General features: G+C 63.4%; 26 protein-coding genes. 12 read left to right on the top strand and 14 right to left on the bottom strand.

Annotated features, from left to right (window positions below):
• Positions 1-2: 2 nt before the first annotated feature.
• The 8 genes from A9D13_RS18845 to pyrH form a co-directional block, all read right to left on the bottom strand.
• Positions 3-683: an OmpH family outer membrane protein gene (locus A9D13_RS18845; protein WP_066777357.1), complete on the bottom strand. Its 681-nt coding sequence runs from the start codon at positions 681-683 to the stop codon at positions 3-5.
• Complete coding sequence (bamA, locus tag A9D13_RS18840; RefSeq protein ID WP_066777646.1) at positions 683-3,262, bottom strand: outer membrane protein assembly factor BamA; 2,580 nt, start codon at positions 3,260-3,262, stop codon at positions 683-685. The genes A9D13_RS18845 and bamA overlap by 1 nt, the downstream gene beginning before the upstream one ends.
• A gap of 301 nt (positions 3,263-3,563) precedes the next feature.
• Positions 3,564-4,685: an RIP metalloprotease RseP gene (gene rseP, locus A9D13_RS18835; RefSeq protein WP_172808228.1), complete on the bottom strand. Its 1,122-nt coding sequence runs from the start codon at positions 4,683-4,685 to the stop codon at positions 3,564-3,566.
• Positions 4,686-4,737: 52 nt separating this feature from the next.
• Positions 4,738-5,895: a 1-deoxy-D-xylulose-5-phosphate reductoisomerase gene (gene dxr / locus A9D13_RS18830; protein WP_066777355.1), complete on the bottom strand. Its 1,158-nt coding sequence runs from the start codon at positions 5,893-5,895 to the stop codon at positions 4,738-4,740.
• A complete protein-coding gene (locus A9D13_RS18825; protein WP_082922565.1) occupies positions 5,892-6,683 on the bottom strand; it encodes a phosphatidate cytidylyltransferase in 792 nt (263 codons plus the stop codon). Before A9D13_RS18825 ends, dxr begins: the two co-directional genes overlap by 4 nt.
• Complete coding sequence (gene uppS / locus A9D13_RS18820; protein ID WP_066777638.1) at positions 6,670-7,314, bottom strand: polyprenyl diphosphate synthase; 645 nt, start codon at positions 7,312-7,314, stop codon at positions 6,670-6,672. The genes A9D13_RS18825 and uppS overlap by 14 nt, the downstream gene beginning before the upstream one ends.
• 65 nt (positions 7,315-7,379) lie before the next feature.
• Positions 7,380-7,937, bottom strand: coding sequence for a ribosome recycling factor (gene frr, locus A9D13_RS18815; RefSeq protein WP_066777351.1), 558 nt, complete (start codon positions 7,935-7,937; stop codon positions 7,380-7,382).
• A gap of 31 nt (positions 7,938-7,968) precedes the next feature.
• Complete coding sequence (pyrH, locus tag A9D13_RS18810; protein ID WP_066777349.1) at positions 7,969-8,697, bottom strand: UMP kinase; 729 nt, start codon at positions 8,695-8,697, stop codon at positions 7,969-7,971.
• Positions 8,698-8,836: 139 nt separating this feature from the next.
• Between pyrH and A9D13_RS18805 the strand changes: the two genes are divergently transcribed.
• Positions 8,837-9,661 (top strand): DUF2711 family protein, encoded by an 825-nt coding sequence (locus tag A9D13_RS18805; RefSeq protein ID WP_066777346.1) that lies wholly within the window; start codon positions 8,837-8,839, stop codon positions 9,659-9,661.
• Positions 9,662-9,764: 103 nt separating this feature from the next.
• Here A9D13_RS18805 and tsf read toward each other — a convergent pair whose 3' ends face one another.
• The gene (gene tsf, locus A9D13_RS18800; protein WP_066777342.1) at positions 9,765-10,706 is read right to left on the bottom strand and encodes a translation elongation factor Ts; all 942 of its coding nucleotides are present in this window, start codon (positions 10,704-10,706) and stop codon (positions 9,765-9,767) included.
• 133 nt (positions 10,707-10,839) lie between these two features.
• Positions 10,840-11,592: a 30S ribosomal protein S2 gene (gene rpsB / locus A9D13_RS18795; RefSeq protein WP_066777338.1), complete on the bottom strand. Its 753-nt coding sequence runs from the start codon at positions 11,590-11,592 to the stop codon at positions 10,840-10,842.
• A 342-nt stretch (positions 11,593-11,934) separates the two neighbouring features.
• On the opposite strand from rpsB, the gene A9D13_RS18790 reads away from it, so the two are divergent.
• Positions 11,935-12,189: a hypothetical protein gene (locus A9D13_RS18790; RefSeq protein ID WP_156522182.1), complete on the top strand. Its 255-nt coding sequence runs from the start codon at positions 11,935-11,937 to the stop codon at positions 12,187-12,189.
• On the opposite strand, the gene A9D13_RS18785 is transcribed toward A9D13_RS18790, so the two are convergent.
• The 4 genes from A9D13_RS18785 to A9D13_RS18770 all read right to left on the bottom strand — a co-directional run bounded on the left by A9D13_RS18785 (position 12,158) and on the right by A9D13_RS18770 (position 14,940).
• Positions 12,158-12,994, bottom strand: coding sequence for a CDP-alcohol phosphatidyltransferase family protein (locus A9D13_RS18785; protein WP_082922577.1), 837 nt, complete (start codon positions 12,992-12,994; stop codon positions 12,158-12,160). The two genes, A9D13_RS18790 and A9D13_RS18785, sit on opposite strands and share 32 nt — an antisense overlap.
• Positions 12,995-13,008: 14 nt before the next feature.
• Positions 13,009-13,761, bottom strand: a complete 753-nt coding sequence (locus A9D13_RS18780) for a phosphatidylserine decarboxylase (protein ID WP_066777331.1) — start codon at positions 13,759-13,761, stop codon at positions 13,009-13,011.
• 92 nt (positions 13,762-13,853) lie between these two features.
• Complete coding sequence (locus A9D13_RS18775; RefSeq protein ID WP_066777328.1) at positions 13,854-14,066, bottom strand: hypothetical protein; 213 nt, start codon at positions 14,064-14,066, stop codon at positions 13,854-13,856.
• A gap of 199 nt (positions 14,067-14,265) precedes the next feature.
• Positions 14,266-14,940 carry an OmpW/AlkL family protein gene (locus A9D13_RS18770; RefSeq protein WP_066777320.1) on the bottom strand — a complete coding sequence of 225 codons (675 nt, stop codon included), beginning with the start codon at positions 14,938-14,940 and terminating at the stop codon, positions 14,266-14,268.
• 172 nt (positions 14,941-15,112) lie between these two features.
• Between A9D13_RS18770 and A9D13_RS18765 the strand changes: the two genes are divergently transcribed.
• From A9D13_RS18765 to A9D13_RS18720, 10 genes are all read left to right on the top strand, one after another.
• Positions 15,113-15,829, top strand: coding sequence for a Crp/Fnr family transcriptional regulator (locus tag A9D13_RS18765; RefSeq protein ID WP_066777631.1), 717 nt, complete (start codon positions 15,113-15,115; stop codon positions 15,827-15,829).
• Positions 15,830-15,932: 103 nt separating this feature from the next.
• Positions 15,933-17,612 (top strand): cytochrome-c oxidase, cbb3-type subunit I, encoded by a 1,680-nt coding sequence (gene ccoN, locus A9D13_RS18760; protein ID WP_066777318.1) that lies wholly within the window; start codon positions 15,933-15,935, stop codon positions 17,610-17,612.
• Positions 17,613-17,623: 11 nt separating this feature from the next.
• Complete coding sequence (gene ccoO / locus A9D13_RS18755) at positions 17,624-18,454, top strand: cytochrome-c oxidase, cbb3-type subunit II (protein WP_082922563.1); 831 nt, start codon at positions 17,624-17,626, stop codon at positions 18,452-18,454.
• Positions 18,451-18,615 carry a cbb3-type cytochrome oxidase subunit 3 gene (locus A9D13_RS18750; protein ID WP_066777313.1) on the top strand — a complete coding sequence of 55 codons (165 nt, stop codon included), beginning with the start codon at positions 18,451-18,453 and terminating at the stop codon, positions 18,613-18,615. Before ccoO ends, A9D13_RS18750 begins: the two co-directional genes overlap by 4 nt.
• Positions 18,605-19,543, top strand: a complete 939-nt coding sequence (ccoP, locus tag A9D13_RS18745) for a cytochrome-c oxidase, cbb3-type subunit III (protein WP_066777310.1) — start codon at positions 18,605-18,607, stop codon at positions 19,541-19,543. Before A9D13_RS18750 ends, ccoP begins: the two co-directional genes overlap by 11 nt.
• Complete coding sequence (gene ccoG, locus A9D13_RS18740; RefSeq protein WP_229665458.1) at positions 19,530-21,074, top strand: cytochrome c oxidase accessory protein CcoG; 1,545 nt, start codon at positions 19,530-19,532, stop codon at positions 21,072-21,074. Before ccoP ends, ccoG begins: the two co-directional genes overlap by 14 nt.
• 2 nt (positions 21,075-21,076) lie before the next feature.
• Positions 21,077-21,559 carry a FixH family protein gene (locus tag A9D13_RS18735; RefSeq protein WP_066777307.1) on the top strand — a complete coding sequence of 161 codons (483 nt, stop codon included), beginning with the start codon at positions 21,077-21,079 and terminating at the stop codon, positions 21,557-21,559.
• 35 nt (positions 21,560-21,594) lie between these two features.
• Positions 21,595-23,709, top strand: coding sequence for a heavy metal translocating P-type ATPase (locus tag A9D13_RS18730; RefSeq protein WP_066777625.1), 2,115 nt, complete (start codon positions 21,595-21,597; stop codon positions 23,707-23,709).
• Complete coding sequence (ccoS, locus tag A9D13_RS18725) at positions 23,706-23,870, top strand: cbb3-type cytochrome oxidase assembly protein CcoS (protein ID WP_066777304.1); 165 nt, start codon at positions 23,706-23,708, stop codon at positions 23,868-23,870. The genes A9D13_RS18730 and ccoS overlap by 4 nt, the downstream gene beginning before the upstream one ends.
• A complete protein-coding gene (locus A9D13_RS18720; protein WP_066777302.1) occupies positions 23,867-24,112 on the top strand; it encodes a hypothetical protein in 246 nt (81 codons plus the stop codon). The genes ccoS and A9D13_RS18720 overlap by 4 nt, the downstream gene beginning before the upstream one ends.

The raw sequence follows: 24,112 nt of genomic DNA, 5'->3' as shown, positions 1-24,112 counted from the left end.
CCTTAACGGCCGCCGCTGGTCTGCTGACCGGCTGCCTGCTGCTGCTGCGCAGCAGCCTGCTGCTGGGCAGCGGCTTCGCGCTGGGCGCGCGGCATCCAGCCCTGCGGCGGAACGATCTGCGCATTCGGGATCAGCGTGTTCAGCTCGTTCACCACGTCCTGGTTCAGGTTATAGGCCTGATCCGCCATGACGACGGCCGAGGGGTCGAGAACCATCGTGATCTTGCGCTTGGTCTTGGCGGCGTTGATCGCGTCCATCAGCTTGTCGCTGATCTGCTCGACCACATAGGCGCGGGACAGGGCCAGCGGCTGCAGGATCTGCTGGATCTCGGCCTGGCCCGACTGCTCGATCTGCTGGATCTGGGCAGCCTGCTGGCGCAGCGCGTTCTGATCGGGGTTCGCGGCAGAGCGGTCGGCCTCGAACTTCGTGTAGAGCGGTTCGAGCTGCGCCGCGATCTGCTGGCGGCGTGCTTCGGCCTGGTCGATCTGCGCCTTGTAAGTGGTCTGGCGCTGCGTCTCTGCCGTCTTGAACGCGTTCGAATTGGCAACGATCGCGTCGGGGTTGGCAACGCCGAGGCCGGGCACGACCTGCGCTGCGGCGGGGGCCGCGGCTGCGATCATGCCGGCCGGTGCTGCACCGGCGATCAGGGCGGCCAGAACCGCCTTCTTGGTAAAGTTCTTCATCAGAATTGAGTCCCTACGTTGAAACTGAAGGTCTTGGGGTCGTCACCCTTCTCCTTGAGCAGGACCTTCGAGAAATCGATCCGGAGCGGACCGAAAGGTGAGTTCCAGTTCACGCCGATACCCACGGCTACGCGGGGCTTGGGCGAATCGCCGACATATTCCTCGACCGCGACAAGGGTGGCGTCGCTGCCGTCGGGTGCCGTCGGACTGGTCGTCGTGGTGGTTGTGGTGCTGGTGCTGCCATCCTCGTTCTCGACCGTGGTCGTGTACTGATAGATGTTGTTCACCTGCGGGTCCGTCAGACCCCAGACAGCGCCGATATCGGCGAAGATCGAAGGCCTCAGGCCCATTTCGCGGGCGCCTGCGCCCAGCGGAATCTCCATCTCGGCACGACCGCGATAATAGGCACGGCCACCCAGCGCGTCATCGGTCCAGCGGCTACGCTTGGTCGAGACTTCACCGGTTGTCGAGTCGATCGTCTTCCTCAGCACGCGCGGACCGATGCCGCGAATGTCAAAGCCGCGCATGTCGGGTTCGCCCAGGAAGAAACGGTCGGTCAGGCGGACGTCGTCGGTATATTGGTCGCCGCGATCCTCGAGCGCGTAGATATAGCCGCCCTCGCCCTGCACGCTGAAGATGAAGCCGCTGCCAAGGCCCCAATACTTGGATGCCTCAAGCCGGCCACGCAGATAGTTCACGTCACCGCCGACACCGGCGAAATCGACGCTCGCTACCACACGATTGCCGCGCGAGGGGCGGATACGGTTGTCGAGATTGTCGAACACCAGCGAGCCGCCGATGATCGAGCTGGTCCGCTTGCCCAGCGCATCGCACAGATAGCGGCCCGCGCGCAGCGGATCGCACTCGGTAATGCCATCGCCGTCGAGGTCGGAATAATACTCGCTGCCAAGGCTCACATCCTCGAAGTTCAGCGTGTATTTGCCAATGACCGTCATATACTCGCTGAGCGGCGTGCCCGCGCGCATCGAGAAGCCGGTCGTCGTGCTCTCGTACGTCGTGTTGCGGTTCGAGTTGTAGTAGTTGAAGCTGTTGTAGTCGCGCCGATAGATGTCCATCCCGAACGAGATGTTGCGGTCAAAGACATAGGGTTCGGTGAAGGACACCTGCGCCGAACGCGAATAGCGCGAATAGTTGAGGCTGAGCCCCACGGTCTGGCCACGCCCGCGGAAGTTACGCTCGCGGATGGACCCTTGCAGGATGAAACTTTCAAGGCTGGAGAAACCGGCCGAGAGCTGGAGTTCGCCGGTCGGGTTTTCCTCGACATTGGCGATCAGATTGACGCGGTCGTCCGCGCTGCCGGGCTGCTGCTCGACTTCGAAGTTCTCCTGGAAGAAGCCCAGCGACTTGATGCGGTTGGTCGAACGCTTGACCTGCAGCGAGTTGAACGCATCGCCTTCTGCCAGGCGGAACTCGCGGCGGATCACCTTGTCCTGCGTCAGTGTGTTGCCGTTGATCTCGATCTTGTCGACATAGGTGCGCGGCGCCTGGTTGATGACGAAGGTGACGCCCATCGTCTTTTCATCGGCATTGCGGTCATAGCGCGGATCGACCGTGGCAAAGGCATAGCCAAAGGCACCGATCGTTTCCGACAGGCCCTCGATCACGCTCTCGACCTGCTCGGCGTTGTACCATTCGCCCGTCCGCATCGCGAGACGGCTGGTCAGCGCCTCGGAATTGAAGTCGCGCAGCTGGCTGTCGACCGCGACATCGCCATATTTGTAGCGCTCGCCTTCCTCCACCACGTAAGTGATGATGAAGTCTTTCTTGTCGGGCGTCAGCTCGGCGACGGCGGATACGACGCGGAAATCGACATAGCCATTCGTCAGGTAGAACTGGCGCAGCTTCTGCTGGTCGAAGGCGAGCTTGTCGGGGTCGTAGCTGGTGTTGCCCTTGATGAAGGACAGGAAGCCGGTCTGCTTGGTCAGCATCTCGCCGCGCAGTTCGCCATCGGAAAACACCTCGTTGCCGATGATGTTGATCTGGCGGACCTTGGACTTGGGGCCTTCCTTGATCTCGAAGACGATGTCGACGCGGTTCTGGTCGAGCTGCACCGCCTTGGGCTCCACCGTGGCGGCGAAGCGGCCCTGCCGCTTGTATAGTTCGATGATGCGCGCAACGTCGGCACGGACTTTGGAACGGGTGTAGATCTGGCGCGGGGCGAGCTTGATCTCGGGCTGGATCTTGTCGTCCTTGAGGCGCTTGTTGCCTTCGAGGATGATGCGGTTGATGATCGGGTTTTCCTGAACCTCGATCACGACCGCGCCATTGTTCTCGGCGATCTTGACGTCGCTGAACAACTCGGTCGCGTACAGGTCCTTCAGGGCCTGGTCGGCCGCTTCCTGCGTATAGACCTGACCGGGGCGCAGCTGGATATAGGACAGGATGGTCTGCGGCTCGAGGCGCTGGGCGCCTGCGACCGCGATGGTGCGGATGATGCTCTGGTTCGGGACCGACTGGGTCGTTTCCGGAACCTGCACCTCGCCAGCGGCGACCGGTGCATCCTGCGCAAGCGCCGCTGGCACGCACAGCGCCGTCGATGCCAGCAATGCGGTCAGCATGCCGCCGCCTGTTTTCACGCCAAATCTGGCACCGGCCACAGCGTCAAAGCCTGCCGTCTTCGCCATCGGCGATCCTTCCCGTCTCGTCATGCGCAAATCTCGATCCTGATGCGGTGATGTCCCCGCCCCATCAATTCAAACCACGGGGCCGGACAACGGGCGCCGTTTTCAACCGTGGCCCTGTGCATCATGGAAGGGCAGCGATCAAGCCGCTGCCGTGTATTATCCGCGAAAGGGAGCCTGCCGGACCGATACGCGGCACGGACCGGCGCAGCGGCCGGAACCGCCGATGAACGCGCGCCTAGCCGCCGAAGATCGGCAGCGAGGAGATGTCGAGAATGGTCACGAAGACCATCAAGGTCAGCACGAATGCCATTCCGGTGCGGAAAGCCCATTCCTGGCCCTTTGCGGATATCGGTTTCCGGCGAACTGCTTCCGCCGCGTAAAAGGCGAGATGCCCGCCGTCGAGCACGGGAATTGGCAGGAGGTTAATGAATGCCAAGTTAATTGAGATCGCTGCGATAAAAGAGATGAAGGCAGGCCATCCCGAAACGAGCTGTTCGCCCGAATATTTGGCGATCTTGATCGGCCCGCCCAGCTCTTTAACCGAGCGGCGGCCCGTGATGATCTGCCAGATTCCGACCGCCTGCAGTTTCATCAGCATCATCGAGCGGTCGAAACCCGCCGCCAGCGATTCGATTGGCCCGCGCTCCTCAAACCGATAGCCGCCCTCATAGCTCAACACGCCGAGATAGCCGGTGCGGAACTCGTTGCCGAAGCGGTCCTTTTCGAGATTGGTGCCAATGTCGAAGCTGAACGGGATTTCCCGCCCGTCACGCTCGACCGTCACCTCCACCGGATCGCCGGGATAGGGAGCGACGCGGTCAATGACATCGCGGAAAGTCTCGATCCGCGCACCGTCGACCTCGACGATGCGGTCGCCCGGCTCAAGCCCTGCTGCCAGTGCGGGCGAATCGTCGACCAGACCGCCCACGATCGGCTCTGCCACCTGCTCGCCATAGGCAAAGACGAAGCCTGCGACGATCAGCACCGCGACGATCAGATTCGTGACCGGCCCCGCCGCCACGATCAGCGCGCGCGCGCCCAGCGATTTGGCCTGAAAAGTCTTCTGCCGCTCTTCCTCGGGCAGTTCCAGCCATTCGTCGGTCGGCTGGCTGGCGGGGTTCATGTTGCCTGCGAATTGCACATAGCCGCCCAATGGCAGGGCCGAGAGCTTCCAGCGGGTGCCGCGCTTGTCGGTGAACCCGGCAATCTCCTTGCCGAAACCGACCGAAAACGCCTCTGCCTTCACGCCGAAAAAGCGGCCGACCAGATAATGCCCCAACTCGTGCACGACCACCAGCGGGCCCAGCACAAGGATAAAGCCGATGATCGCAGTGAAGATCGATACGTTCTCGAACATTCAGTTTCCTTAGCCGCCCGCAAGACGCAGGGATACAGGCCCAATATGGGGCTCAGGCCGCCTGCAACAACGCCTTGGCCCGCAAACGGGTTTCCCGGTCGATAACCAGAACCTCGTCCAGTGTCACAGGCGCTGGCGGAAGCGTCCCTTGCTGGAGCATGTCTTCGGCCATGGCGGCAATGCGGGTAAAGCCGATGCGCCCATCAAGGAAAGCTGCCACCGCGATCTCGTTCGCGGCGTTCAGCACCGCCGGGGCAGCGCCGCCATGGGCCGCAGCCTCGCGCGCCAGCCTGGTCGCGGGAAAACGTGTTTCATCGGGCGCGCGAAATTCCAGCGTGCCGATGGCCGCCAGATCCAGCGGATCGCAGGGCGTGTCCATGCGCGCGGGCCACGCCAGCGCGCTGGCGATGGGCACGCGCATGTCGGACGGCCCAAGCTGCGCCAGCGTCGAGCCATCGCGATATTCGACCATGGAATGCACGATGGATTGCGGGTGCACGATGATGCGCAACCGGTCGAGCCCCACGGGGAACAGATGATGCGCCTCGATGAACTCAAGCCCCTTGTTCATCATCGTGGCGCTGTCGACACTGATCTTCGCGCCCATCGACCAGTTGGGGTGCTTCACCGCCTGCGCCGGGGTCGCGGCTTTCAACTGCTCCAATGTCGCATCGCGGAACGGCCCGCCGCTGGCCGTCAGCGTGATCCAGCGCACATCGCTGACCCGTGCGCCCTGAAGGCACTGGAAGATCGCGTTATGCTCGCTGTCGACCGGCAGCAGCGTCGCGCCATGGCGCGTGACGGCGGCTGTCATCACCTCGCCCGCCGACACCAGTGCTTCCTTGTTGGCAAGGGCGATGGTGCCGCCCTGCTCGATCGCGGCCATGGTGGGGGCAAGCCCTGCGCAGCCGACGATGGCGGCGACGAACATGTCGACCGGGCGCGATGCCGCCTCGACCAGAGCGCCCTCGCCGCCAGCGGTTTCGATGCCGGTGCCCGCCAATGCCTCACGCAGATCACCAAGGCAGCCTTCGTCCGCGACAACCGCGACCTCGGCGTTGAACTCGCGCGCCAGCGCGGCAAGCTCTGCCACGTTGCAATTGGCCGAGAGCGCGACGACGCGCCAGTCATCGGGATTGCGCCGCACCAGATCCAGCGTCGATGCGCCGATGGAACCGGTAGCCCCCAGGATCGAGATCGTGCGCGTCATACCAGATACCGCATGAACAGGCCGATGGTGATGGCGACGGGCAGCATGCCATCGACACGGTCGAACACGCCGCCATGGCCGGGAATGAGGTTCGAGGAGTCCTTGCGCGATGCCTTGCGCTTCATCCAGCTTTCGAAAAAGTCGCCCGCCTGCGCAACGACCGCCAGCACCGCGCCCGACAGCAATGCAAAGCCGAAGAGCGCCGGTGCACCGAAGATGAGATAGGTATCATGGTGCACGCCGTCACCGCCCGATTGCAGCACGCCCGCCAGCCACATGTGCGAAAACCACAGGAACAGCAGCAAGCCCAGAGTTGCGCCGATCATCCCGCCGACAAGGCCGGACCATGTCTTAGACGGGCTGATGCGCGGCGCGATCTTCGGCCCGCCGAATGTTCGCCCGGTGAAATAGGCGAATGTGTCCGTCCCGATCACCACGCCAAGGATGAGGAGGAACATGCGCTCGGGCATCTCTATCAGCAGCCATGCGGCAAGACCGATGTAGAGTATTCCGCCCGCATACCAGATCGCGCGCGTGAACGGCTTCAACCCACGTTCGCGCACCAGCCGCTGCCATTCCCAATAGCAAGCCGCCGCGACTGCGCCGATCAGCCCATCGACAAACCAGCCACCCAGCCAGAAGCACACGCCCGCGGCCAGCAGCATCACCACGGCCGAAGCCGCACGCTTGGGCAGGTCCGACGTACGCACGTTGAGTGGCACGCGCATGGCGCGCATCAAGCGGTCGCGGCGGCGCTCTTCAGGTGTTTCAGGTTCAGCGTCCGCCATAACGCCGTTCGCGCGCCGAGAATGACGCCAGTGCCTCGCGGAAATGTTCCGGCGTGAAATCGGGCCAGAGCACATCGGTGAAATAAAGCTCGGCATAGGCCGCCTGCCAGAGCAGGAAATTCGAAAGCCGCACCTCGCCGCTGGTGCGGATCAGCAGGTCCAGTGGCGGCAGCGAAGCCGTGTCGAGATGGGCGGCGATGGTCTCGACCGTTACGTCGCCCACCGCGGCAGCCGCAGCGGCGGCGCGAGCGATTTCCTGCTGGCCGCCATAGTTCAGCGCAACGGTCAGCGTCGTGTCGGTATTATGCGCGGTGCGCGCCAGAGCATCGTCGATCAGCGCAACCGCCTCGGGTTCGAAGGCAGAATGATCACCGATGATCTGCAGGCGAACGCCATTTTCGATCATCTCGCCAAGGTCGGAGCGGATGAAATGCTTCATCAGCTTCGTCAGGTCGTCGATCTCGTCCGCGCCGCGCTTCCAGTTTTCGGAACTGAACGCATAAAGCGTCAGCGCCTTGACCCCGGTGCCGCGCAGCGACCGGACGAGATTACGCACGGCCTCCACGCCTTTCTTGTGCCCCATGGCGCGCGGCAGCATGCGTTTCTTCGCCCAGCGCCCGTTACCATCCATGATGACGGCAACATGCGCAGGGACGATATCGCCACCCGCGGGAGACAAGGAAGGCGCAGCGCTGCTCACTGCGACATGATTTCCTTTTCCTTGGCCTCTGCCGCCTTGTCGGTCTCGGCCACGTATTTGTCGGTGAGCTTCTGCACCTCGTCCTCGTGACGCTTGCGCTCGTCTTCGGAAATTTCCTTCTTCTTCTCGTCTTCCTTCAACGCTTCCATGCCGTCACGGCGCACGTTGCGGATCGCGATCTTCGCGCCTTCGGAATATTTACCCGCCAGCTTGGCGAGATCGCGGCGGCGCTCTTCGGTCAGGTCGGGGATCGGGAGGCGCAGGGTCTGTCCATCGATCGACGGATTGAGGCCAAGGCCCGCATGGGCAATGCCCTTTTCGACAGCGGTGACGTTCGCCTTGTCCCACACCTGCACCGACAGCATGCGCGGTTCAGGGGCCGAAACGGTCGCGACCTGGTTCAATGGCATCATCGAGCCATAGACCTCGACCACCACGGGATCGAGCAGCGAAGTATTGGCGCGGCCCGTGCGCAGGCCCGCAAGGTCGCTCTTCAGCGATTCAACAGCGCCGGCCATCCGGCGTTCGATATCGGCCTTGTCATATTTGGCCATGTCACATGTCCTCTCGGTTCAAGCGGGGTTTTCAGGCCGCCGCGACGTTTCCGACTACGGTCTGCGTCCCCTCACCCGCGAGCACGCGGGCCAGATTGCCCCGCTCCCGGATCGAGAAGACGACGATGGGGATGTCATTGTCACGGCATAGCGCCACGGCGCTCGCATCCATGACACGAAGATTATCGGCCAGCACCTTGTCGAAACCGACGGTTTCATAGCGCGTGGCCGTCGGATCCTTTTTCGGGTCGGCGTTATAGACGCCATCGACGCTGGTGCCCTTGAACAAGGCGTCGCAGCGCATTTCCGCCGCGCGCAGCGCCGCGCCCGAGTCGGTGGTGAAATAGGGCGCGCCGACACCGGCGGCAAAGATCACGATGCGGCCCTTTTCCATGTGGCGTTCCGCACGGCGGCGGATCACGGGTTCGCACACCTGGTCCATCTGCACGGCGGACTGGACGCGGGTTTCGACGCCGATCTTCTCCAGCGCCGACTGCATGGCCAGCGCGTTCATCACCGTCGCCAGCATGCCCATGTAATCGGCCTGCGCCCGGTCCATGCCCTTGGCCGCGCCTGCCATGCCGCGGAAAATATTGCCGCCACCGATGACAAGACAGATCTCCAGCCCGGTCTCCTTGGCCGCCTTCACCTCTTCGGCCAGCTTCGCCACGTAATCCGTGTCGATCCCGAAAGGCTGGTCGCCCATCAGCACCTCACCCGAAAGCTTGAGGAGGATGCGTTTGAACTGCGGGAGGGACATGAAGGGCCGTACTCGAATATAGTGATCTGGGATTGGGCATGGCCTTACGGTCGCGGGACGCGAATGCCAAGTGGTGTGTTGGGGTTATGTCGATGTCCACAGGGGGAGACATCCGTGCCCGGACATGCAAGCTAGCCCCATGACGGAGTTTGATCGCAGAAAATTCCCGCCCCCCGAAGATGAGGCCATGCTGCCATGGTATCGCGGCATATTCGATTGCGGCTTCATCTCCCTTCACCCGTTCTTTGTCATCGAGGGCCTCGACCCGCGCCTGAACGAGCACGGAACGCTGGTGCTGGAAGGCAAGGACCGTCCCGCCGGAGCTGACTTCATAAAATGGATGGACCAGCTTTCCGCCGAGCACAGCAAGGGGAAGGAACTGCACGGTCGATCGGTCGATCACATGGCAAAACGTTTCGGGCAAATGATCGGCTGGGGCGAGATGTGCGAGAGACTGGGCCTCGAGGATCACTGCGAACTGGACGCAGCCCTGCGAACCCACATCAAGGGCCTGCGCGATGATCTTACGGATCCTGAGGCCGCAGATCGCATGGTACGGCATTGCGCCGCAAACCGGATATTCCTCCCGGTAGAAGGCGATATACCGCCACTCTTCGAAGCCAAGCTGGCTGCGATGTTTCGACGCGCCGGTTTTACCGAGATCATCGCGGGTGACGAATTCGGCGATGACGAATGCATCGTTCCCGTAATTGGGCTGGACAACGAGAAACCGTGGATCACACGGGATGACTTCCCGACATACGGCCATCTTCGCCTGATGGCACCCGATCACTCCATGTTGGCATGGGTGCATTGGGACAGTTTCTACACCGCAATTTTCGCCACGAAAGAGCGAGCGGCGAGCCTTGATCTGGATACTACGTTCGAAGGTTTCTGGTGCGCGGAGGAAACGAAGACATTCTGGCTCACCCAGCGTCCTCTGCCTCTGGTCCAACCTCGATAGGCAGCAATGACGCCAACAAAGCAAAGCAAAAGGGCCGGGAAGCTGATGCTCCCCGGCCCGTCTGTTTGTCAGTTCCGCAAAGGAACCGCGATTGGCTGAATGATCAGCCGCCCACGGCAGCGGCGACTTCTGCTGCGAAGTCGCTCTCTTCCTTCTCGATGCCTTCGCCAAGCTGGAAGCGGACATAGTCCACCAGCTCGATCTTGGCGCCCGCATCCTTGCCGGCCTTTTCGACGACCTGCGCGATCGGGGTCTTGTTGTCCATGACGAAGACCTGCGAGAGGAGAGCGTTCTCCTTGGCGTATTTGGCAGCAGCACCGTCAACGCGCTTTTCAAGGATGTTCTCGGGGATTTCCTTGCCGCTGTCGGCTGCTTCCTTGACTGCCTTTTCACGGGCAATCGTACGCTCGCGCTCGATAACCTCGGCGTCGAGGCCTTCAGCCGTCAGCGCCTGCGGGAAAGCGGCAGCGATGTGCATTGCCAGCTGCTTGCCCAGCTCTTCGAGCGTCGCGGTCGGAGCCGAGCTCTGCAGAGCGACGAGAACGCCGATCTTGCCGAGGTTCGGGGCAGCCGCATTGTGCATGTAGGGAACGACCACGCCTTCGGTGACCGAAACCGACTTCATGCGGCGGATCTGCTGGTTCTCGCCGATAGTGGCGACATTGTCCGTCAGCTTGTCGGCAACGGTGGTGCCGCCCGGATAGGCAGCGGCCTTCAGCGCCTCGACATCGTCGGCGTCTACGCCCAGCGCGACTTCGGTGGTGGTGCGCACGAAGTTCTGGAACTGCTCGTTCTTGGCAACGAAGTCCGTTTCCGAGTTGACTTCGACGGCAACGCCCTTGGTGCCCGAAACGGCAACGCCGACCAGACCTTCGGCCGCGGTGCGGCTCGACTTCTTGGCGGCAGCGGCCAGACCCTTGGCGCGCAGGAAATCGACGGCTGCTTCCAGATCGCCATTGGTTTCTTCCAATGCCTTCTTGCAGTCCATCATGCCCGCGCCGCTCTTGTCGCGGAGGGCCTTAACGTCAGCGGCGGTATAAGCCATCGCTCATGTCCTTTTCATCTGTGAAGCCCGGCCGGGTGCGCGGCAATGGCGCGCTGGCCCGGCGGGCGAAATTCATGCGGGCTGCCGATAAGCAGCCAGAGGTGACGCGGGCATGACACCCGCGTCAGCCTGATCAGCCGGCAACTTCCTCGGCAACCGGCTCGTCCATGGCGCCGATGTCGGCACCCGAATCGGCAAGGTTCTGCGTGCCGCCCTGACGCGCTGCGTCGGCGATCGCGTCGCAATACAGGCGCACGGCGCGGCTGGCGTCATCGTTGCCCGGGATCGGGAACGAAATGCCCGAAGGATCGACATTGGTGTCGAGCACGGCGACGACCGGAATGCCAAGCACGTTGGCTTCCTTGATGGCCAGCTCTTCGACATTGGCGTCGATCACGAACATCACGTCCGGAATGCCGCCCATGTCACGGATGCCGCCCAGCGACAGCTCGAGCTTGTCCCGCTTGCGGGTCATGTCGAGGATTTCCTTCTTGGTCAGACCCGACGTGTCGCCCGAAAGCTGTTCCTCGATGGTCTTCAGCTTCTTGATCGACTTCGAAACGGTCTGCCAGTTGGTCAGCATGCCGCCCAGCCAGCGATGGTTCACGAAGTACTGGCCGCACGAAAGAGCGGCTTCGCGGATCGGATCCTGCGCCTGGCGCTTGGTACCGACGAAGAGAACCTTGCCGCCGGCCTGAGTGGTGGCCGACACGAAGTCGAGCGCGCGCTGGAACAGCGGCACGGTCTGCGACAGGTCGATGATGTGAACACCGTTGCGGGCGCCGAAGATATACGGCTTCATCCGCGGGTTCCAGCGGTGGGTCTGGTGGCCGAAGTGTGCGCCGGCCTCGATCAATTGCTGCATCGTGACGCCAGTGGACGCCATAGGTAATTCCTTTCCGGTTGAACCTCTGGAAGGCGTGTGACCCGCGGCATGCGCCGCGCGGCACCGGTTTATGTGTGCCTTCCATGTGGATTTCGTCCGCCCGCCCCGCCCGGAGATCGGAAGGGATTCGGATCGAACGGCGCGCCATTAGCGGCATTTCGAACCGATGGGAAGCCCCCTGCGACGATGCGGCATGGCATGGACCGTTACGATTGCACTTGACTTAACGGAACAAATAGAGAACAAACTGGTTCACACAGTCAATTACGTGCAATCACCTATTCGCTCACCCGGTCCCCGCCCTTGCGGAACGACCGCTGGAACAAAAAGGGACCGTATATCATGTCCGACTTCATGGCAATGGCGCCCGTACTGGCCTTCTCCGCCCTTGTTCTGGGCGCGGCGATCGTGATCGGCGTCCTGCTTCGGGAAATGGCCGGAATGTTCGAGCAGATCGCGGGCGGTGAACTGCCCGCCGCGAATGCAGCGGCAATGCCGCGTACCGCGTTTCAGGAAGATGGCGATACCGTCGTTGCCCTGCCCCGCCGCAGCGGCGGTCGCGCGGTTACGATGCAGCAGCTGCGCGCAGCCGCTTGACCTTGCGATAACGCAGCCAGCCATAGGGCAGCAGCAGCAGATAACCGATGCATAGCGTGGCCAGCGTCAGCCATGGCTCCAGCAAAAGCGCGGCGCCAAGCAGGCCGACCAGCGCAATGACTTCGATCCTGACGGTGCGGCCCGGCTTCAACGACGTCCAGCTGATCGTCGCGAGGTTGGAGATCATCAGGAAAGCATTGAGCACCACCCACACCGCGACCACGACGGGTTCGCGAAAGATCGGTTCACCCGTCGCCATCCATAAATAGAGCGGCAGGAACGCCAGACCTGCCCCCACGGGCGCGGGCACGCCGGTCAGGAAACCGGCCGACTTGTGCGGCTGCTCCTCCATGTCGATCTGCGCGTTGAAACGCGCCAGCCGCAGCATGCAGCACAGCGCCAGTGCGAGCGAGGCGAACCAGCCGATGCGCGGCAGGTCCTGCAGGCTCCACAGAAACAGGATCAGCGCCGGGGCAACGCCAAAGGAGAGCGAATCGGCAAGGCTGTCGAGTTCTGCGCCGAAACGCGTCTGCGCCTTGAGCAGGCGAGCGATACGCCCGTCGATCCCGTCAAGCGCGCCTGCCATCAGCACGGCCAGTACCGCCATGCGCCAGTCACCCGAAATCGCGAAACGAATGCCCGTCAGCCCCAGGCACAGCGCCGCAGCCGTAATGGCGTTGGGCGTGACGGCGCGGACGGTCAGCCCCTTGGCGCGCCTGCGTGGAACGGGGCGTTCGCCGTGGGTGATGCGCGGGCCGATATCGGCGTCGGGATCATTGCGAGGATTATCGTCTTGTTCGGTCATCAAGCCTTCTTCGGTCAAAGTGCAATGCCTTCGACCAGTTTCGCCTCGCCCATGCGGGCGATCACGGTTTCGCCGGCGATCGCTTTCTGGCCCAGCACCACGGAGGGTTCCGTGCCTGCGGGCAGATAGACATCGACGCGGCTGCCAAATCGGATGAGACCGACGCGCTGCCCCTTGGCGAGCATGTCGCCGGGCTTCACGAACGGCACGATGCGGCGCGCCACCAGCCCCGCGATCTGCGTAAAGCCGACCAGCGAGCCATCCTCGCGCTCCATCAGGAAGTGCTGGCGCTCGTTCTCCTCGCTCGCCTTGTCGAGGTCGGCGTTCAGGAATTTGCCCGGAATATAGACCAGGCGGCGCAGCGTGCCCGAAATCGGGGCGCGATTGATGTGGACGTCGAACACGCTCATGAAGATCGAAACCCGCACGAGCTCTTCCGTTCCCATCCCGCGCGAACCGGCGCCATCGTCCATCTGCAGCTCAAGCGGCGGAGCCGTGCGGCTGATCATGGTGACAAGCCCGTCGGCAGGCGAGATGATCGCGTCCGGGTCCTGCGGCACGACGCGTTTCGGGTCGCGGAAAAAGGCGAAGACGCCAATGGTCACCAGCACGAGCGGCCAGCCGACGATTTCCCAGTCGAGTGCGAGCAGAAAGAACAGCGCGATCGCGGCGGAGATCAGGCCGAACTTGCGACCTTCGGGATGAATCGCAGGCCAGCTCCAGCCAGCATCGCCGCGTCCGTTGTTATCGAGAATTTCGCCAGCCATCGGCACCGTCTAGGCGCTGGCCCGCCGGGCGGCAAGCGGTGAAACCGCCCCTGTCCTCCGTCCCGATCCGCCATTGCGGCACCGGCCCACGCTCAATCGCGCGGATTGACCTGCCAGAATCCGCCGCCGTCGCTGTCGCGCGTCAGGGCGCAGACGAATTGCTCGCCGCTCCATAATTCGGCGCGGCGGCCGGCGGCTTCATTGTCCAGCACCTCAAGCGCGGCGCCGGCGTCCCTGCCGTCGAAGTCGATAAATTTCTCAAGACCGATGCCATCGTCGGTCAGCTTCAGTCGGAAGCTTTGCACGCATGCCTCCCTTCGTACTGCCAATTGCGCTGCAATGCGGCAAAAACCGGAAACATACGCAAAAAGTTCCCGGACGGCATCGCGACAGGCCCAATTCATGCCATTGCGATTGGTCCGGGAACTTCTAACAGGCCAGGGCCTGATCAGTTGTAACATTTGGTATGATCAGCCGGAAAAGTTCATCCGGCTGATGGCAGGTTCAGAAGCGATAGGTAACGCCCGCACTCACGACCCAGGGGTCCAGCTCGTGCACGGTCTGGATGACCTTGGTCCCATCGACGTACCACTTGGCGGTGGTGTCGATGAAATAGCGTTTCACATCGACGCTCGCGCCGAACTTGCTGTCGGGAATCGGGATATCGAAACCGGCCTGCAGGGCAAAGCCGACGTCATTGCTCATCTTGAAACCGTTGACGCCAAGGCCCTTGGCGGTGGAACCCGCCTTTTCGTTGAGCCACAGGAACAGGGTCGGGCCGGCGCCGACATAAGGCTTCACGCCGCCCAGATCGGCGTGAAGCTTCGCCGTCACGGTGGCCGGGATCAGCTTGGCGTCCGACACCAGCTCGGCGCCCTTCAGCGGACCGCTAAAGACATCGACGTCATGCTCGGTCATGCAGCAGATCGTCTCGACCGACAGGAAGTCGGTGAAGAAATATTCGACCGCCACGGTCGGCACGACATTGTTGTTGGCATGGGTGTCGGTGCCTGCGGGCAGGCCGACAAGATCGACATCGACCGACTTGATCTTGCCATCGGGAACGACGCCCGTGGCGAAGAGCTTGACCTGAACGTCGCCCGCTTCCTGTGCGTTTGCCACAGCAGGGGCGGCAATGGCAGCGATGGCGGCCACGCCTGCAAGAGCAATCTTTTTCATAGTAACCCTCATTTTATTGTACCTGGTCTTGGGGCGAGGCAGCGGCGACCCTTTTCAATTTGGGCACCTGCGTTGCTGTTGCTTCGCTTGGCGCTCAATTGCGCCGCCTTTCCCATCTCTTCATTGACACGGATCAATGAAGGAAATGCGCAGCGGTCCCAATGCGGTCGCCATGAGCACCACCTTCCCCGAACTGTTCGATCGGTTCTCCGCGGCCCTGCTGCCTGCCGAGACCCCGGATGCAACCATCCTGCGCTTTCGTTCGATCGCGCGGGCGATAAGGCTGGATTCGCACGGCCATGCCGAATTCGATCCCAAGGCAGAGCAACTCGCCTTTGTCTGCGTCGGATCGGCCAAGCTGGTCGCGCGCGCATCGGGCGGGCGCGAACAGGTGGTGTCGTTCCATTTCGCCGGAGAGCTGGCCTGCGTGCCGGGCGGCGCATTGCACGCCTATTCGATCGAGGCCCTGACCCCGTGCGAACTGCTGGCCTTCCCGGTCGGTGAATTCCTCGATCTTGCCCGCAGCGAGCCCGCGATCCTGAGCGAAGTGTGCGACCGCGTCATGGTCGCGCTGCACCGCGCCAGCGAAAAGTCGGTCGCGCTCGGGCGCAAGACGGCGCAGGAACGCGTGTGCTCGTTCCTTGTCGGCATGACCGAACGGATCGGGGTGCGTCAGGGCAATGGCTTTGCCATGCGCCTGCCGATGTCGCGCCGCGACATTGCCGATGCGCTGGGCCTGACGAATGAAACGATCAGCCGCCAGTTCGCCGAACTGCGGATGAGCGGCATCATCGAGACGAGCGGCCGGTCGCTGGTGACGGTCCCGGATATCGGCTCCCTGCGCGATCTGGGCGGTTACATGCAGCTGCCCGAGCGCAACGCCGCCTGAATCTGAGTTCAGGAAAAGGCGTCCAGGCTTTCAAAATTGCGATGGATCAATGCGGCGATGAGTCGCGCCGTCTAGTCGAGGGCGGCAAACGGAGGGAATATCGATGCAAGCGGAATCCGCAATCGGCCGAGTCCTGTTATGGTTCGGCATCATGCTATTGGCAGGGCTCGCCGCCCTGTTGACCCACGACGGGGGCTTTGCCGTCCACGCGACGATCGTCGCGCTGGTCGCATTCATCCTGATGTGGATGTCGGCCGGGCGATTCGACCCGACGGGGCTCGACCCCGCGGCAAGGGCGCGCGGCTTCTTCAAGATGCCGGCCACGCCCGATGTCTATGACGACGACGTCATCCGCTGGGGCGCGATCGCAACGATGTTCTGGGGCCTTGCGGGCCTGCTGGCGGGCGTGTTCATCGCCACGCAGCTGGCGTTTCCCTGGCTGAACCTCGAACCCTACCTCAACTTTGGCCGGCTTCGCCCGCTGCACACCAGCGCGGTGATCTTCGCCTTTGGCGGCAATGCGCTGCTGGCGACCAGCTTTTACGTGGTGCAGCGCACCTGCCGCGCGCAGCTGGCCTTCCCCGGCCTCGCCCGCTTTGTCTTCTGGGGCTACCAGCTGTTCATCGTGCTGGCCGCGACCGGCTATCTCCTCGGCATCACGCAGTCGAAGGAATATGCCGAACCCGAATGGTACGTCGACCTTTGGCTGACGATCGTCTGGGTCGCCTATTTCGCGGTCTTCGTCGGCACGATCCTTAAGCGCAAAGAACCGCATATCTATGTGGCGAACTGGTTCTATCTCGCCTTTATCGTGACGGTTGCGATGCTCCACATCGTCAACAACCTCGCGATGCCCGTGGGCCTCCTCAACACGCGCAGCTATTCGCTGTTTTCGGGCGTTCAGGATGCGCTGACGCAGTGGTGGTACGGCCATAACGCGGTGGGCTTCTTCCTGACCGCCGGCTTCCTCGCCATGATGTATTACTTCGTGCCGAAGCAGGCCGAGCGGCCCGTCTATTCCTATCGCCTGTCGATCATCCACTTCTGGGCGCTGATCTTCCTGTATATCTGGGCCGGTCCGCACCACCTTCACTATACCGCGCTGCCCGACTGGGCGCAGACGCTCGGCATGGTGTTCTCGATCATGCTGTGGATGCCCAGCTGGGGCGGCATGATCAACGGGCTGATGACGCTCAACGGCGCGTGGGACAAGGTGCGCACCGACCCGATCATCCGCATGATGGTGATGGCATTGGCCTTCTACGGCATGTCCACCTTCGAAGGCCCGATGATGTCGATCAAGACGGTGAACGCGCTCTCGCACTACACCGACTGGACCATCGGCCATGTTCATTCGGGCGCGCTGGGCTGGAACGGCATGATCACCTTTGCCTGCCTGTATTACCTGTTCCCGCGCCTTTGGAAGCGTGAGCGCATGTATTCGCTGCGCATGATCAACTGGCACTTCTGGCTCGCGACGGTGGGTATCGTCTTTTACGCCGCAAGCATGTGGGTCGCAGGCGTGATGCAGGGCCTGATGTGGCGCGAATACGGCCCCGACGGCTACCTCGTGTGGTCGTTCGCCGACACCGTCGCCGCCATGTTCCCGATGTATGTGCTGCGCGCCGTGGGCGGCATGCTCTACCTCGGTGGCGCCCTGGTGATGTCCTACAACGTCTGGATGACGCTGGCCGGAAAGCTGCGTGACGAAGCGCCCATGCGCGACGCCGCCTACGACCCCGAAGCCGACCGTCCCCTTCCCGCTGCCGTTCCGGCCGAGTGAGAGAACGAGCCATGAGCACAACTGCTGAAAACGCACCCGCCAAGGGCTTCCTGCAAAAGCACAAGAAGCTTGAACGCAACGTCACCCTGCTGGGCATCGGCACCTTCATCACTGTCGCCATCGGCGGCATCGTGGAGATCGCGCCGCTGTTCTGGCTCGACAACACGATCGAGGAAGTGGAGGGCATGCGCCCCTACACCCCGCTCGAACTGGCTGGCCGCGACATCTATATCCGTGAGGGTTGCTATGTCTGCCACAGCCAGATGATCCGCCCCTTCCGGGACGAGGTCGAGCGGTATGGGCATTACAGCCTTGCCGCGGAATCGGTGTACGACCACCCGTTCCAGTGGGGGTCGAAGCGGACGGGCCCCGATCTTGCCCGCGTCGGCGGCCGCTATTCGGATGAATGGCACGTCCAGCACCTTACCGATCCGCAGAGCGTGGTGCCGCAAAGCGTGATGCCGCAATACGGCTTCCTGAAAGAGAGCGACCTCAACGTTCCCGATATCGCGGGCAATCTCACCGCCCTGTCGCGTGTCGGCGTGCCCTATAGCGACACCGACATCGAGCAGGCCGAAGCCGACATGAAGGCGCAGGCCAACCCCGATCTCGACGCGGGCGACCTGATGGAGCGTTACCCCAAGGCGCAGATCCGCGATTATGACGGCGATCCGAAGCGCCTGACCGAGATGGACGCGCTGGTCGCCTATCTCCAGATGCTGGGCACGCTGGTCGATTTCGAGGCCGCGGCCCCGGTCGAGGAACTGGCGCTCGATCCCGCCGAAATCGTCGATGCCGATGCGGCCCCAGCCCCCGCCCAACCGCAGGAGGCAGGCGAATGAGCACCTATGACACCATGCGCCATTTCGCCGATGGCATCGGGCTGATCATCATGGTCGGCGTCTTCCTCACCCTTTGCGCCTGGCCCTTCCGGCCCGGCTCCAAGCACCACAACCGGGCAGCGGCCCATTCTATCTTCGAGGAGAACGAAGGTGGCGAATAAGCGCGTCGACCAGCCAACCGGCACCGAGACCGTTGGCCACGAATGGGACGGCATCGAGGAACTGGACACGCCGCTGCCGCGCTGGTGGCTGTGGACCTTCTATGCCTCGATCGTCTTTGCGATCGGCTACGTCATCGCCTTTCCGGCATGGCCGATGATCCACACCGCGACCAGCGGCGTTCTGGGCTGGTCCAGCCGCGGCGAACTGGCCAAGGACATGGCGGAGGCCGACGAGGGCCGCAGCGAATTCCGCGCCCAGCTCGCCATCACGCCGGTCGAGAAGCTGGCCGGCGATCCCGACCTCATGGCTCGCGCCGTCGCGGGGGGCCGCGCCGCATTCCTTGTGAACTGCGTGCAGTGCCACGGTTCGGGCGCGGCGGGCAGCGCCGCCGGCGGGGCCAAGGGCTATCCCAACCTCAACGACGATGACTGGCTGTGGGGCGGCGACATGACCGCGATCCACACCACGCTGGAACATGGCATCCGCTATCCCGGCGACGACGAAACCCGTTTCAGCGCCATGCCCGCCTTTGCCGGCATGTTCGACGATGCGCAGATGGACGGCCTTGTCAGCCAGGTCCTGTCGTTCAGCGGAAAGGGCAAGGCGAACCCAGTCGGAGCGCAGATCTATGCCGACAATTGCGCCAGCTGCCACGGCCCTGCCGGGCAAGGCGACCGCAATTTCGGCGCGCCCAACCTGTCGGACGCGATCTGGATCTACGGCTCTTCGCGCGAAGAAATCGCCCGCCAGATCCAGCAGCCCCGCATGGGCGTGATGCCCGGCTGGAGCGATCGCCTCGACGAAGGTACGATCAAGATGCTCACCGCCTATGTCCATTCGCTGGGCGGGGGCGAGGAACTGATCGCGCAGCCAGAAACCGATACCCCTGTCGACGCGCAGGTGGAGGAGACCGATGTCCCAGAATGAGGACATGAAGACGCTGGACGACCCCAAAGGCGAGGCCCTCTCTTCAAGCGAGGCCTCGCCCAAGGCGGCGACCGAACGTCACGCTCCCAGGGAACCTGCGCGCCAGGAACTGCCCCAGCAGCTTTATGAAAAGCGCAAGGCGGTCCACAACAAGCGGATCGACGGGCCTTTTCGCCGGTTCAAATGGCTGGTGATGCTCGTCACGCTTGGCATCTATTACGTGACCCCGTGGATCCGCTGGGACCGCGGCCCCTATGCGCCCGATCAGGCGGTGCTGGTCGATCTCGCGGGTCGCCGCTTCTACATGTTCTCGATCGAGATCTGGCCGCATGAATTCTATTTCGTCGCGGGCCTGCTCATCATGGCAGGGATCGGCCTGTTCGTCGTCACCAGCGCGGTGGGCCGCGCATGGTGCGGCTATACCTGCCCGCAGACGGTTTGGACCGATTTGTTCCAGCACATCGACCGGATGGTCGATGGCGACCGCAATGCCCGCATGCGCATGGATGCCGCGCCATGGGGACCGAAGAAGATTTTCAAGCGCGGCTTCAAATGGTCGATCTACCTCGCCATCAGCTTCCTGACGGGCGGCGCGTGGATCCTCTATTTCGCCGATGCGCCCACGCTTTTCCGCGATTTCTTCGCCGGGAACGCCGCTTTCGTCGCCTATGGCACGGTCGCGGTGCTGACCTTTACCACCTTTGCGCTGGGCGGGTTCATGCGCGAACAGGTGTGCATCTACATGTGCCCCTGGCCGCGTATCCAGACCGCGATGCTGGATGAAAAATCGCTGATCGTCACTTATAAGGATTGGCGCGGCGAAAAGCGCGGCAGCGTGAAAAAGGCGCAGAAGAACCCCGGTGAATATGGCGACTGCATCGATTGCAACCAATGCGTCGCGGTCTGCCCCACCGGCATCGACATCCGCGAAGGGCCGCAAATCGGCTGCATCACCTGCGCCTTGTGCATCGACGCCTGCGACAAGGTCATGGCCGAGGTCGGCCGCCCGCGCGGCCTGATCGATTACGCCACGCTGGAAGATTGCCGCCGCGAAGCCGCGGGCGAGACCCCGCGCCCGGTCTGGAAGACGCTGCTCCACCCGCGTACTGTGATCTATTTCACGATCTGGGCGGGCATCGGGCTGGCCTTGCTGTTCGCATTGGGAACCCGCGCCCACGTGGGCATGACGGTCGCTCCCGATCGCAACCCGCCCTTCATGATGCTGTCGGACGGGTCGATCCGTAACGCTTATACGCTAAAGCTGAGGAACATGCAGGGCCGCCCGCGCGACATGGTCGTCGCGATCGAGGGGCTGCCGCAGGCAAGTTTCTGGACCGACACCATCAACCGCGACGAGGCTGCCACCAGCCAGACCGTCAGCGTGCCTGCCGACCAGACGCTGACCATGCGCGCCTATGTGCAGGTACCCGAGGGCACAAAACCGCAAGACTTCGCTTTTTCCGTCACCGCGCCCGGTGAGGAAGGCGAAAGCGACACCGAGGAAACGCGCCTCTCGGCGCCGGAGTATTGATCATGGCAAAGTCATTGAAACCCCAGCGCCCCTTTACTGGCCAGCGCCCCTTTACCGGAAAACACATGGCCGCCGTGCTGGTGCTGGGTTTCGGCGTCGTCGTCGCGGTTAATTTCACCATGGCCTTCGTCGCCACCTCCGGCTTTCACGGTGTCGTGGTCGAAAACGGCTATATCGCCAGCCAGAAATACAATGGCTGGCTGGCAGAGGCGAAGGCGCAGGAGAGGCTGGGCTGGAGCGCCGAGGTCCGCCGCGATGAGGAGGGACGCCTCGCTGTCGCCACCAGCGGCGTTCCCACGGGCGCGGAAATCAGCGCGCAGATCCGCCGCCCTCTGGGCGATGCCGATGCCGAAGTGCTGGCGCTGACGAGCAGGGACGCGGACCGCTACCTCTCCCACGCCGCGCTGCCGGCTGGCCGCTGGATCGTCCGGCTGACGATCACGGCAAATGGCGAAAGCTGGCATAGCGAGAGTGAGATCGCGTGACCGCCCCCACCGCCCCCTTCCCCGATCCTGCCACCATGGAGCATGGCACGCTTAGCGATACGCGGCTGACGGTGCCGGGCATGCGCTGCGCCGGCTGCATCGCAAAGATCGAACGCGGGCTGGGCGAGATCGAGGGCGTGTCGGCGGCCCGTGTCAATTTCTCGGCCAAGCGGGTCGCGGTGCGCCATGACGACAGGCTGGATGACGACGACCTCGTCGATGCGCTGCGCCATCTGGGGTTCGAAGCGCAGGCGGTGGCCGACAATCCGCTGGCGCAGGACAAGGGCGACACGAAGCAGCTGCTGCGCGCGCTCGCCGTGGCGGGCTTTGGCATGATGAACATCATGCTATTCTCCGTCAGCGTCTGGGCGGGCGCGGATGGCATCACGCGCGACATGTTCCACTGGATCAGCGCGCTGATCGCACTGCCGGTGGTGGCATATTCGGGCCGCCCCTTCTTCTCCTCGGCGCTGATGGCGCTGCGCTATCGCCGCACCAACATGGATGTGCCGATCTCCATCGGCGTGCTGCTGGCGACAGGTCTCAGCCTGTATGAAACCTTCACCGGCGGGGAACATGCGTTTTTTGACGGCGCGGTCATGCTGCTGTTCTTCCTGCTGGCAGGCCGCGCATTGGATGCCACCATGCGCGAAAAGACGCGCGCCGGGATCGGCGCATTGCTGGGCCGCATGGGCCGCAGCGCCAGCGTGATCCAGCCCGATGGCTCCACCCGCCGCGTCAGCGCGGACAAGCTGGAGCCCGGCATGCTGATGCTGGTCGCCGCAGGCGAGGCCCTCGCCGCCGATGGCGTGGTCGAGGGCGAGGCCGAAGCCGCGCTCGACAATTCCATGCTGACCGGCGAAAGCACCCCCGAAACCGTCACGACGGGCGGCAAGGTGCATGCCGGCGCGATCAACCTGATGGCGCCAGTCCACGTCCGCGTAACCGCAGTGGGCGGCGACACCGCGATCGCCGAAATCGCGCGACTGATGGACGAGGCGGGTCAGTCCCGCTCCCGCTATGTGCGCATCGCCGACCGGGCTGCGCGGCTATATGCCCCTGCCGTGCATTCGCTTGCCGCGCTGGCCTTTGCCGGATGGATGATCGCGGGCGCGGGCTGGTACCAGTCGCTCGTCATCGCGATCGCGGTGCTGATCATCACCTGCCCGTGCGCCATGGGCCTTGCCGTGCCTGCCGCGCAGGTCGTGGCCAGCAATGCGCTGATCCGGCACGGCCTGCTGGTCAAGGACGGCAGTGCCTTGGAGCGCCTTGCCGAGGTCGATGTCGCATTGCTCGACAAGACGGGCACACTGACCCTGGGCGAACCTCGCCCCGATCTTTCGGGCCTGTCGCCAATCCAGAAATCGATCACCCTCGCGCTCGCCCAGACCAGCCGCCACCCGCTGAGCAAGGGCCTTGTCGCCGCGCTGACTGCCGAGGGGATCGCACCTGCACCGCTCAGCGACATCAGTGAATGGAGCGGTCATGGCATCAGCGCCCTGCATGCCGGAACGCCGGTCGCCATCGAACGGGCGGAGCATGCAGGCGCGGTCATGGCAAGCGCGCTGCGCATCGGGGATGAGCGCAAGATTATCCGCTTCCACGATCCGCTGCGCCCGGATGTGCGACCCGCGCTGAACGCCCTTGCAGGTTTCGGCATTGCCTCGACGATCCTGTCGGGCGACCGCAAGGACGTGGTCGCCGCCACGGCGAGGGATTTGGGGCTTGATGGACTTGGCGCGCAGAGCCCGGCGGACAAGCTGGCACGCCTGCGCGAACTGGCAGAGGCTGGGCGCCGCCCGCTGATGGTGGGCGATGGCCTTAACGATGGGCCCGCCCTTGCCGCCGCCCACGCCAGCATCGCGCCGGGCACCGCCAGCGACGCCAGCCAGCAGGCCGCCGACGCCGTGTTCATCGGTGACAGGCTGATGCCGGTCGCGCTGGCCGTGCGCGTCGCGCGCCGCACCATGGCTGTCGTCCGCCAGAATTTTGGCTTTGCCATCGCCTATAATGTCTGCGCCATTCCGCTGGCGCTGGCAGGCATGGTCACGCCCTTGCTCGCGGCCATCGCGATGTCGCTGTCCTCGCTGGTCGTGGTCGGCAATTCGTTGCGGCTGGCGGGCGCTGCCGGAAAGGATGGCGCGAAATGAGCGGTCTTACCTTCCTCATCCCCATCGCGCTTTTCATGGGCGCGATCGGCCTCCTCACCTTCTTCTGGGCCATGCGCAACGGGCAGTTCGAGGATCTCGACGGCGCGGCCAATCGCATCCTTATCGATGAAGAGGATGACGAAGAGGAAACGCCACGGTGAACCCCCGCCTGTTCGCATTGCTGGCGCTCTTTCCAGCGCTCACGGGCCCGCTCCCGGCCTCGGCGAAAGGCGGGCCGTCCATCATCGTTGCGCTGTGCAATGGCGGCTCGATCGAAATCCCGCTGGGCGACGACGACGAAGGCGGCGACAACGCCCCCTGCCACCCGCAGGGCTGCCATGGCACCAGCTGCCGCAAGCGTTTTGATCCAGCGCAAGGACCCGAATCGGAGCCGCTGGAATAA

The organism is Croceicoccus mobilis, assembly GCF_001661965.1.
GTDB classification, from domain to species: Bacteria; Pseudomonadota; Alphaproteobacteria; order Sphingomonadales; family Sphingomonadaceae; genus Croceicoccus; species Croceicoccus mobilis.
Note: the sequence above shows the minus strand (reverse complement) of the source record. Positions and strands in the feature narration are given on the sequence as shown.